Origin of the sequence: Microbacterium sp. Cr-K20 (assembly GCF_000708325.1) — a bacterium.
In the GTDB taxonomy this organism is placed as follows: domain Bacteria; phylum Actinomycetota; class Actinomycetes; order Actinomycetales; family Microbacteriaceae; genus Microbacterium.
The window spans coordinates 64,697-75,657 of sequence record NZ_JARE01000066.1 but is presented as its reverse complement, the minus strand read 5'-3'; the positions used below and the strand labels follow the sequence as shown (position 1 = coordinate 75,657).

General features: G+C 67.9%; 9 protein-coding genes. 1 reads left to right on the top strand and 8 read right to left on the bottom strand.

Annotated elements, in window-relative coordinates; all coding sequences use genetic code 11:
* Positions 1–14: 14 nt before the first annotated feature.
* Positions 15–1,415: a threonine/serine ThrE exporter family protein gene (locus tag GZ67_RS0116385; RefSeq protein ID WP_029273952.1), complete on the bottom strand. Its 1,401-nt coding sequence runs from the start codon at positions 1,413–1,415 to the stop codon at positions 15–17.
* A gap of 431 nt (positions 1,416–1,846) precedes the next feature.
* Here GZ67_RS0116385 and GZ67_RS0116380 point away from each other — a divergent pair, with 431 nt between their 5' ends.
* Positions 1,847–2,347 carry a BLUF domain-containing protein gene (locus tag GZ67_RS0116380; RefSeq protein WP_168380832.1) on the top strand — a complete coding sequence of 167 codons (501 nt, stop codon included), beginning with the start codon at positions 1,847–1,849 and terminating at the stop codon, positions 2,345–2,347.
* A gap of 40 nt (positions 2,348–2,387) precedes the next feature.
* Here the strand turns inward: GZ67_RS0116380 and GZ67_RS0116375 are convergent, their stop codons facing one another.
* From GZ67_RS0116375 to GZ67_RS0116340, 7 genes are all read right to left on the bottom strand, one after another.
* Positions 2,388–3,005, bottom strand: a complete 618-nt coding sequence (locus GZ67_RS0116375; protein ID WP_029262150.1) for a TetR/AcrR family transcriptional regulator — start codon at positions 3,003–3,005, stop codon at positions 2,388–2,390.
* 29 nt (positions 3,006–3,034) lie between these two features.
* Positions 3,035–5,215, bottom strand: coding sequence for a YhgE/Pip domain-containing protein (locus tag GZ67_RS0116370; protein WP_029262151.1), 2,181 nt, complete (start codon positions 5,213–5,215; stop codon positions 3,035–3,037).
* Positions 5,212–8,103: a YhgE/Pip domain-containing protein gene (locus tag GZ67_RS0116365; protein WP_029262152.1), complete on the bottom strand. Its 2,892-nt coding sequence runs from the start codon at positions 8,101–8,103 to the stop codon at positions 5,212–5,214. Before GZ67_RS0116365 ends, GZ67_RS0116370 begins: the two co-directional genes overlap by 4 nt.
* A 68-nt stretch (positions 8,104–8,171) precedes the next feature.
* The gene (locus GZ67_RS0116360) at positions 8,172–8,726 is read right to left on the bottom strand and encodes a hypothetical protein (protein ID WP_029262153.1); all 555 of its coding nucleotides are present in this window, start codon (positions 8,724–8,726) and stop codon (positions 8,172–8,174) included.
* Positions 8,727–8,804: 78 nt separating this feature from the next.
* On the bottom strand, positions 8,805–9,464 hold the full coding sequence (locus GZ67_RS0116355) for an NADPH-dependent F420 reductase (RefSeq protein WP_036303508.1): 660 nt from the start codon (positions 9,462–9,464) through the stop codon (positions 8,805–8,807).
* A gap of 11 nt (positions 9,465–9,475) precedes the next feature.
* The gene (locus tag GZ67_RS0116350) at positions 9,476–9,985 is read right to left on the bottom strand and encodes a hypothetical protein (protein WP_136025575.1); all 510 of its coding nucleotides are present in this window, start codon (positions 9,983–9,985) and stop codon (positions 9,476–9,478) included.
* Positions 9,986–10,321: 336 nt separating this feature from the next.
* Entirely contained in the window at positions 10,322–10,807 is a 486-nt protein-coding gene (locus GZ67_RS0116340) for a hypothetical protein (RefSeq protein ID WP_029262156.1), read from the bottom strand.
* Between the last annotated feature and the right edge of the window lie 154 nt (positions 10,808–10,961).

Genomic DNA, 10,961 nt, shown 5'->3' with positions numbered 1-10,961 from the left:
AGGGGGTCCCGGGGTCAGCGGCGGACGCGGGCGCGGGTCTTCGCGACGCTCGCGAGAGTCGCCCGCACCGGGGTGCCGAGGTAGAGGCCGAGCGAGGCGCCGGACGCCAGACCGATGCCGATCACTGCGGCGTCGATGAGCGATCCGCCGGCGACCAGCATCCCCGTGGACGTCCCGGTGGCGTGCACCATCTCCAGCAGGCCCTGGAACACGGCGACACCGGGAACGAGGGGGACGATGGCCGCGGTCGTGACGGCGACCGACGGGACGTGCAGGTTGCGGGCGATGAGCATCCCGAGGAAGCTCGCGAGCAGAGCGCCGACCGCGCTCGCCGCAGCCGGGTGCAGGTTCAGCGCCACCGAACCCGAGTAGCCCGCGAGGGTCACCGCGCTGAGCAGCGCGCTCACCAGGATGATGCGGATGCCGGCGCCGTTGAACACCGCGACGGCGATCGCGATGATGATCGCGCCGGCGAACTGGTTCAGGATCGGGCCGAACGGTGCCGGGTCGTCGGGGAGGTCCATGGTGAACCCCAGGACGCTCCCGAGTTCCAGGCCGACGAGGATGCCGATCACCACACCGAGGGTCTGCATCGTGAGGTCGAGGATGCGTCCGCCGGCGGTGAGCGCGAAGCCGTCGATCGCGTCCTGCGCGGCGCCGACCACGGTGAGACCGGCCAGCATCAGCACGATGCCCGAGGCCACGATGATCGACGGGCGGATGCCGACGAACGGCTCGATCCCCGCCGAGCCCAGCGCCGAGACGACGACCGCCACGACGGTGGTCACGAACCCTCCGGCGATCTGGCTGAAGAACAGCGGAACGCGGAGGCGAGCGAGACCCGCCTGGGTCAGAGCCGCGCACAGGGCGGCGACGAACGTGAGTCCGACGATGATCGGGGAGGCGCCGAGCATGATGCTTACGCCGACGGCGAGCAGGGCTCGGGCGACGATCACGACCGGCTGCTGATAGCGGAACGGGACCCGGCGGATCGCTCGGAAGGTCGTGCGGGCGGATTCGAGGTCGAGCCCGCCGTCGATGTCGGCGACCAGAGCCTGCACCCGCTGCAGCTTCGCGTGGTCGGGGGCGGTGACCCGCACGACGCGAACCAGCGTCTCGGGCCAGACCTCGCCGCTCAGGTGGAACGACACCGTGATCGAGTTGTAGGTGACGTCGACCTGCACGCCCTTCATCCCGTACGCGTCGCAGACGCGGGTGATCGCGAGGGTCACCTCATGGGCCGAGGCGCCGACCGCGAACATCGACTCCCCGATCCTCGTCGCCAGGTCGAGCACCCGGGGCACCGTGCGCTCGTCGATGACGGGCAGGACCTCGGTGTGCGCGACCGTGGAGGGGTCGGTGTGCAGCAGGCGGCGCACAGCGGAGAGCAGCGGCCGGCGGGGTGTCGCGGACATATCGTCCATTCTCCCGGACGAGGGCCGCCGATCGAGGTGATCGAAGGCTCTGCTTTCGAAGCGGATGCCGAATATCGTGCGGATCGTCGCTCCTGCAACCCCTACGGCGCGCGCTTAGCGCACCCTTGCGGCGGCTGTAAAGGGGAGCGCGCTGTGGACGGTGCGCACGTATCGTTCCAGAGTGCCGAACTCCGCCCGACCCGATCACGACGTCCTCTGGGCCTGCGTCGAGGAGGGCTTCCATGTCGGAAGCCGCCGCGGCGACTTCCTCGGATACATCGACAGGCAACCGGACGGAGGGTATCGCGCGTTCGATGCCCGGTCACGGCCCCAGGGCGACTTCCCGACGTTGCCGGCGGCCACGGCCGCGGTGGAACAGCTGATGGTCGAGTCGTCGCCCGAGTTCCATGACGGTGAGCAGGGGTGGCGTTGTGAGCGCGAAAGCCGACACCGGTCTGGTCTCGCTGGTCTACACCAGCACTGCTTCCCAGCCGTTCCGTGAATCCGCACTCGAGCAGCTCCTCACCGTGTGCCGGCGTCTCAACGATGGGCGTGCCATAACCGGCATGCTCCTTCATCGAGACGGGCGCTTCATCCAGGTGCTGGAGGGGGATCCGGAGACCGTCGCGGACCTCGTCGACGTCATCCGCAACGACTCCCGACACCACGACCTGCTCGTGCTCATGCAGGAGTCGATCGCCGAGCGCCGCTTCTCGGACTGGACCATGGGGTACCGGGTGTTGCATCGCGGCGAGAGGCGCCCCGAGGGGTACCGGGACTCGTTCGCCGACCTGGACGCCGGCTCAGACGTGGACACCCTCGTCCGGGCGCTGACCGAGCTCACCCTCTGGTTCCGGGTGCGCGCGGGGGATCGGTCGGTCACTGCCGAAGCTGTGGCGAGTCCGGGGCGGTTCGGCGAAGCGACGGCCTGAACGACCACGAACGGGCGCGAGCGAGCCGTCTGCCGCGGTCTCAGTCCTGCGCGAAGATCTCGGGGTGCGCGCCGATGAGCTCGGCCTGCTCCGTCCACGAGAGGCCCACGATGCTCAGCACCACGCGCACGACGGTCGAGTCCGCGTCGGTCGTGGTGAGCCGCAGCTCGCGCAGGGTCGCCCGCGCCGTCTCCTCGATGAGGAAGGCGAGCAGCTCGGCCGGCATGTCTGCACGGAACGCCCCGGAGTCCACGCCGGCCCTCGTCAGATCGCGGATTCGTCGGCGTAGCGGTGCCAGGGCGAGAACGGTGTCGGTCAGATGCGCATCATCGAGGGCGATGTTGGCCGAAGCGCGCACGGCCGAGGCCTCCCGCCACAGCCGCGTCGCCATCCGCGCCAGCGTGACGCGGGGGTCGGATTCGTCGGTCGCCTCGGCGATCGCGTTGAACCGCTGTGCGCCGACGGCGATCACCTCGCGCAGCAGGCTGTCGCGGTCGGCGAAGTGGCCGTAGACGGAGCGCCGCGTGAGGCCGGCGGCCTGTGCGATCACATCGAGCGATGCCGTGGGGTTGGTCGCGAGCACCGACTGCGCCGCGCGCAGCAGGGCCTCGCGGTTGGCGAGCGCATCGCGCCGACGCCGGGGATTCGGTGCGGTCACTTCATGGTCCTTTCGCGGAGACACAGGAGTCACGACATCAACTTGGTCGACGCGAGTGCGTCGACGAGCTTGCGGTTGTACGTCATCAACGGGCGACGGAGCACGAGACCGAGGAGCAGCGCGGGGATGATGAACAGCGCGAGCGCGCCCAGCGACCACCAGAAGTCGCCCTGGTAGACGCCGGCGATCGCCGATCGCACCATGTTCACGGCGTAGGTCGCGGGCAGGAACGGGCTGATGCTCTGGAACCAGTCGGGCAGCAGCTGCAGCGGATACGCGCCGCCCGAACCCGAGATCTGGATCACCAGGAGCAGCACCGAGAGCGCCTTGCCCGCGTTGCCGAACGCGACCACGGCCGTGTAGACGATGAGGGTGAACACGGTCGAGATCGCCCACCCGGCCAGGATCAGCAGGAGCGGATGTGCGGGTTCGACCTGGACGAAGAGGATCAGCCCGAGGGTCAGCAGCGTGCTCTGTGCGAGACCGACCAGCCCGAAGATGCCGTAGCGGCCGAGGTACTTCTGCGTCGGAGTGAGTTCGGGGCGATCGGGGAGCGTCTCGGCATTCACGTCGACGCGGATCGTCACGGTCATCAGCAGCGCACCCACCCACAGGGCGAGGATCATGTACAGCGGCGCCATGGCCGCGCCGAAACCGGCCACCGGGAACACCGCGGTGCGGTCCACGCGCACGGGTTCGGCGAGGGACGTGGCGAGCACGCCGGGGTCGGCGCCCATCAGCTCACTGAGATCGCCGGTGTCCGCGGCCTTCGTCATCGCCTGCTGCACGGTGTCGAACCGGTCGGCCAACGAGTTCAGCGATGCCGACAGCTGCGTCGTGGCCTCCTGTGCGCGCGAAAGGGTCGACTGCACGGAATCGGATGCTCCGGAGAGGCTGGACGTGATGCCGGAGAGGTCGGAGCGGATCGCCGAGACGTCGGAGCCGATCTGCGTGAGGGTCGACGAGAGGGAGTTCAGCTGTGCCTTCAGCCCGTTGTCGTACGTGCTCCGCGCATCCGTGATCGCCTTCTTCGCCGCGGCGATCGCGGCGGTGATCTCCTGGTGCGAGCTCTGCGCCGAGTCGTTGCCGGCTGCGATCTCGGTCGCCGCGCTCTGGAGGCGCTCCTGCAGCGCCTGCTGCCGGGCGATGGCCTCGTCGAGTCGGCTGATCACGGCGTCGAAGTCGGGCTGCGCGGATTCGGGAAGGTTCGGCCCGACCTCCGTCTCCAGGGTGTTCTTGACCGCGGAGTACTGGTCGATCTGCTGCTGCACGCGGTCCGCGAGCGTGGTGATCGCCTGCACCTGGCTGCCGCTGAGCGAGTCGGCCCCGGCGTACAGTTCGTCGATGCGCTGACCGACGGCGTCGTAGCTACTCGCCGTCGCCGCGAGCGCATCCGTCAGGGACTGCGCCGCCGTCTGCAGGGTCGACTTCAGTGTGCCCGCCGCATCCACACCGCTGCCGAGCGCGCCGGAGGTGTCGGTGAACGCGTCGCCGGCCGAGCCGACCAGGCCCGAGGCGCTGTCGAGCAGGGGCCGGCTCGCCTCCAGCAGTGCCGTGAAGGTGTCGGCCGTGTGCGCCCCGGACCGCAGCTGATCGCCCACGCTCCCGAGGCGGGCCTCGATGCGGGTGAGTGCGGCCTGCGTGTCTTCATCCGTGAGGTAGTCCGACATCGACGAGACGAGGCCGAGAGCCACGTCACCGAGCGTCTCGGCGAAGGTGCTGCTGATGGCGGACGAGACCCCTTCCGCACCTTGTCCGGTGATCTTCGGCGCCAGCGCGTTCTTCTTCTCGTTCGTGTAGAGCGCGATGTGCGTGCGGTCGCCGCCGTCGGCGTAGAACGTCAGCATGTCGGCGCTGAACGTCTCGGGCAGCACGATCGCGGCGTAGTACTCGCCGGACTTCGTCCCGTCGATCGCGTCGTGCTCATCGGTGATGACCCAGTCGAGCTGGTCGTTCCCGCGAAGCTGGGAGAGGACCTGTTCGCCGACGTTCACGCGGATCGGCACGAGGTCGCTCTCATACCCGGCGTCGGTGCTCGCGACCGCGATCTTCAGATCCTTCGTGTTCGCGAACGGATCCCAGCTGGCGATGACGTTGAACCAGGTGAACAGCGACGGGATGACGACGAGGCCGAACAGGACGATGCACGCCATCACGTTCTGGGTCGCGTGCCGCACGTCGCGGGCCGTCAGGTGCAGGATGTCCCTCATGCGCGGTCCTCCCCTTCTGCGGTCCGGTGTTCGTCTTCGTCGGTGAGTGGTTCTTCGTCCGCGAGATCTTCTTCTGTCTGCTCGGCGTCGTCCTGCTCGGCGGTCGGCCCGGCATCCGGTCCGATAAGGGGTTCCGCTACCGTCTCCGTCTCCGGATACGGCTCCGTGTCCGTCTCCGGGTACGGCTGCGTGTCCGTCTCCGGCTCGAACCACTCGGTGAGCAGGGCATCGGCCTCGGCGCCGGCGGCCGGAGCATCCGGGGCCTCGGGCGCCTCCGCCTCGGTCGTGGCGACCGGTGCGTACCGGACCGTGCCGAGCGGCCCCTCCGCTGAGGAGGGCATGACCGCGTCACGGCCGGCGGGACCGACGAGGGCGAGCTCACGCAGCTCTGCGTCGTCGAGGGCCGCGACCTCCGCACCGTTCTCGAAGCTGTGCTTGATGTACTCGATGGCCACCAGGAATCCGATGACGAGGAGGATCCAGAGCGTCCACAGTCCCAGCAGCAGCGCCTTCGATCCGGGAAGCGCCCAGGTGATGACCCCGAGCACGACGAGCCCCGCGACCCCCGTGAGCACCGTCGCCTTCAGCAGCGCCGGATAGCGGCGGGTGAACGGCTCGGCGCGGCGAGCGAGGTCTTCGCGGTACTCCCCGCGGTTCGAGAGCGCTCGGATCACGTCGGTGAGCCGGTATCCGCTGCCGACGACCTGCACCTTTTCGCCGATGAGGAGGTCGGTGGCGAGGACCTGCCGGTTGAAGAGCAGGGTGAAGTTCGCGAGACGGCGGCGCAGCACGAGCCCGATGAGGAACGCGAGAGCGACGAACACGGCGAGGGCGCCCAGGAAGCGCCAGTAGTGGCCGTCGTAGAAGCCCCCGATCGTCTCGCGCATCGCGTCGATGCCGTAGGAGAACGGCAGGAGCGGATAGATCGCACGGAAGAATCCGGGCATCAGCTCGATCGGGTACAGCCCGGACGCGCCGGGGATCTGCATGATCACGAGCAGGATGCACAGGCCACGACCGACGTGCCCGAACGCGACGCAGAGGGCGTAGATGATGCTCACGTATGCGAGGGCGATGAGCACACCCGTGCCGACGAAGGCCGCCGCGCTGACGGTCTGCACGCCGATGATGAGGTTTCCGGTGCACACGATCAGCGCCTGGCCGACGGCGAGCGTCGCGAAGAGGAAGAAGCGGCCGAAGTAGGCCTCGCGCACGGTGACGCCCTCGACGCCCTCGGTGTCGACCTCGACGCGGAAGATCACCATGAGCACGAAGGCGCCGATCCACAGCGACAGGTTCGTGAAGAGCGCCGCCATCGCCGACCCATAGGTGTCGACGGGGAACACCAGGTGCTCGTCGACCTCGACGGGGGAGGAGATGAACTGGGCGATCTGCTCGGGCTCCAGGTCGGTCAGTGTGCCCAGCAGACCCCATTCGGATGCGGCGTTGAGGGCGACGACGTCGGTGCGCGAGGTCTGCAGGCCCTGCTCGATGCCGGCGAGGTCGCCGTCGAAGCTCTCCAGTGCCGACGAGGTGGCCACGAGCTGAGAGTCCAACCCGCCCAGCAGCTGATCGGCTTCGGCGAGCACGCCCTTCTGCGCATCCAGCGCCGCCGACAACGATCCGACGCTCGACGACAGCTGCGACATGGCGCTGTTCAGCGAGGGGACGGTGCGGGTGAGGATGTCGCGCATCGCCGACGACGCATCCCTGGTGTCCTGCATCGCCTTGTCGACCGCGTCGGCCGTCGCCTGGACGGAGCTCACGGTGTCGGATGCGCTGGCCTTGAGGTCCTTCAGGTCTGCGAGCAGCTGCTGGTCGGTGGCGTTGCGCTGCTGCAGTGAGGCGATGACCTCGGTGAGCTGCTGCTTCGTCTCGTCGCTGAGGTCGGTGTCGTCCACGAGCGCCTGCAGACGCGCGGCGGCCGCTTCGTTCGCCTCGAGCACGTTCGAGACGTCGTCGATCCCGGCGTCGATGCGCACGCCCGCCTGCTCGAGGCTCTGGGTGAGACGGGTGATCGAGACGTTCGCCTTCGACGACGCATCGGCGAGCAGCGTGGTGCCCTGGAGGAACGCGGTGGTGGCGCTGTCGGTGAAGGCGATCACCTCCTTCTGCGTCTCGGCGATGATCGACTGCGTCTGGTCGAGCGACTTCTGCACATCGCCGAGCGTCTTGTCGACGTCGCCGAGCGTGCTCCGGGCGGAGGCGAGCGTGCCGCGAGACGAGGTCAGCCCGTCCTGCGTCTCGGCGAGGTTCTCGCGCGCCGACGAGATGGTCTGCGCTGCCTGGTCGAACGCGTTGAGGGTGTTGTCCCTGGCGTTCAGCAGCCGCAGCTCGGTGGAGTCGCCGACGTCTTTGAGGGCGTTCGTCGCGGCGAGTGCCACCTGCTCCTTGAAAGCGGTGGTGACCTGCTTGTCGAGTTCGGAAGCGCCGACGTCGGTGATCTTGGGCGCGATCGCCCCGGCCTTCTCGTTGACGTAGTACTCCAGCGCCGGCTGGGTGAAGTCACCGCTGGTGATGCTGAGCAGATCTTCGCTGAACTGCGCGGGGATGACGATGGCGGCGTAGACGTCGCCCTTCTTCACGGCCTCCTGAGCCTCGTCCTCGCCCATGAACGTCCAGCCGAGCTGGTCGTCGTCCTCGAGCTGCGCGGTCACCTGCTCGCCGATGTCGATGTGACCGGTGAGGTCGGAGGTGGCGCCCTCGTCGAGATCGACCACCGCCACGCGGATGTTCGCGGTGTTCGCGTAGGGGTCCCAGAACGCGTTGATGTTGAACCACGCGTACAGGGCCGGGGTGATGAGCACCCCGATGATGATGATCCAGGCTTTGGGTACGCGGGAGAGTCTCTTGACGTCGCGCTTGTAGACCCGCCAGCTCTGTTTCACAGGACGAGTTTACACAATACGTGCACACGAGCGTGCAAGTTAGCTGAGTAAAGCGGTCGGGGCGTGCGTCAATTCAGGGTCGTGACCGTCAACTCGTTGGTGGCGGTGTCGCACATCGTGAGCTGCCACACGGGCGCGCCGTCGTCCATCACGCGGGCCATCTCCACGATGAGTGGACTGGGGTATTCCTCGCCCGAGAGCTGCGCCGCGCTGTAGGCGCTGCTGCCGTTCAGCTGCTGCTCCGCCTCGGTGAGCTCCGTCTCGCCGGTCGAGAGAACCTCCAGGGTGCGGACGTCGACCAGCGACTCCCGGCCGAAGCTCGGGTCGTCGACCCGTTCGCCGAACGCGTCCTCACGGGTGTCGGCGCTGCGCAGCCGCCACGCGAAATCGTCGTCGAGCCACTCGAGGCGCAGGCCGACGATGGCGCCGCCGATCGCCTCGGACTCTCCGGGCAGGGACTCGAGGAAGTCGGACGGCCAGGAGACCTCCGACGGCAGGCAGGTGCCGGGGAAGTCGTCGCCGACGGCCGCCGGCGGGCTCGGAATCGCCGCGGAGCAGCCGGCGCAGGCCAGGATCCCTGCGAGCACGAGTGCGCTCGCGCGCAGCCTGGGGGGAGTGGGCATCGGTGCCTCCATGGTCGTCGACGGCTTCTGGGAGCCTAGCCGGGCCAGCGTCGTCGCCCCCGCCCGGACCTCCGGCGGTCATCGCGGCGGGATCGGCGAGGCGATTCCGATCAGTCCGCGCAGCTCGTCGGCGGTCACGTCGGCGCCGAACGCGGGGTTCCCGGGTTGGAGCGCAGCTCCGGCCGCCAGAGTGTCGATGAGCACGGGGTCGAAGCCGAGCCTGTCGATCAGCTCCGCGACGCGGGCGAGGTTGGCGGACTCGTCACCCGCGACGGCGATGGCCTTGCGCCCGGGCGCTCCGGCCGGTCGGGACTCGTCTTCGAGGTCGTGATAACCCATGTGGTTCAGGGCCTTCACGACCCGCGACTCCGGCAGGAACTCCTGCACGAGCTCGCTGGTCGAGGTGCGTGGATCGCTCAGGTCGTCACGGATCCCGTCGGTCTCCCACCAGTAGTTCATGGCGTCGAGCACCAACGTCCCGCGCAGCTGCTCGACCGGGAGCGTGCGGTACTTGCCGAGGGGAAGCGCCAGGATGACGGCATCCGCCCCGGCAGCCGCGTCCGCGGCCGTCACCGCGCTGGCCCCGGGGGCGAAGACGTCGATGGTGAGCGCGATCCGCTCCCGAGCGCCCGAGCCGGCGATGAGCACGCGGTATCCCGCGGCGAGGGCGAGGCTGGCGATCGTGGTGCCCACCTTGCCCGCGCCGAGGATGCCGATGGTTTCGATGGTGTCGTTCATGGTGATCTCCCTCACGCGTGGACGGCCTTGCCGTCTTTCGTGATCCGGGCCACAGCCGGGTCGGTGAACGCACCCTCTCCCGGGTCGGCGGCGAGCAGTTCGCGCACGCGCGGGGCGACCTTCTCTCCGAAGAGGCGGATGCTGCGCTCGCGCACGTCCTTCGGCAGGTGCATGATGTCGTACTTCAGGTCGAACCGCGACAGGTGATTGCTCCGAACGGCGGCGGCGAGTTTGTGCGCGACGGTCTCGGGGGAGCCGACGTAGAGGGCACCGGTGTCGACCTCCTCTTCGTAGCGCTCGAGCGTCGGTGCGTAGAAGCCGCGCTCCTTGCTCATCTGTGTCACGACGGGCTCCCAGTGCTTCCAGTGCACGTTCTTCGCCTCGTCGTCGATACCCCGCCCAGCCTCGGCCACCTCGTACAGATGGCACTCGCAGTCGCCCACACTGTCCTGATCCCCTCGGACGCCACCTACGACTCCGTGGAAGCTGCGATCCGTCTCCGCGACTTCGTCCAGGTCCACGCCGAAGACCTCGCGAACCCGGGACTCCACGTTGGAGGCGTGGTCACGACCAGGTATAAGCGAAGCCTCGAGGCGGAAGAACAAGTGGCAGGCGCCCGCGAGCCGGATCATCTGAAGAGTGATGCGTCCATTTCAATCTCTCCTTACTGCAACTGGAACGAGCCAGATTTGGTGTAGACAAACGACTTGCAGTCGATCTGCATGTACGCGACTGCTCCCGTGACCTTGCTACGCATCGAGCAAGGTAGCCCCTTCACTGCGAAGGACGAGGGCTCTCATCTCATCGAGTCCGTCGATGCCTAGAAAGGCCGCCGCACGCGAGCCGCTGCGTCTGTATCAGAAGTCCCCGGCGAACCGCGGGTATGGATCATCGATCGTCGGGATATCGAGGGCGATCCGACTAGGGTTCCACCAGACGATGGGAACCGTTGGCTGACTCGCGAATCGCGTGAGGTAAATGGTATCGGCGGGATGTCCGACGCGGACGAAGAGTTCGAGTTCGGCGGCGATCGCATGTGCCCTGGCGTTCAGGTTCGCGGTTGAGCCCAGCTCACTACACACGACACCAAGATACGGCGCAGTCACAACCGCAACGACGTTGCCCCCAATCGGCTTCGAGAAGTACTGCGGGTGGTCGAATACCTCATGCGAAAGGTCCCGGAGCGCCTCCACCTTCTGCACCAATGCACTCTTGCGCCTGTCAATCACGGAGCTCAGCGCCTGCGAGTTGTCGCGGAGGTCGCTGTCGAGGCGTAGGCCGTTTCGCGCCGCCCACTGTTGGGGCAAGTCGCGGTTGTAGAAATCCGGATCGCGAGGAGTCATGACCTGAGAGTATCGACAGCGCCGACCGAGCAGACGCCCTGTGGCATCCAGCGCCTGCGGGCATGGATGGCGACTCGGGATGGCTAGGCGGACCTGGCGACGAGTTCCATTCCGTCCAGCTCAGTACTTACCGTGCCTAGATACTCGTCATCCT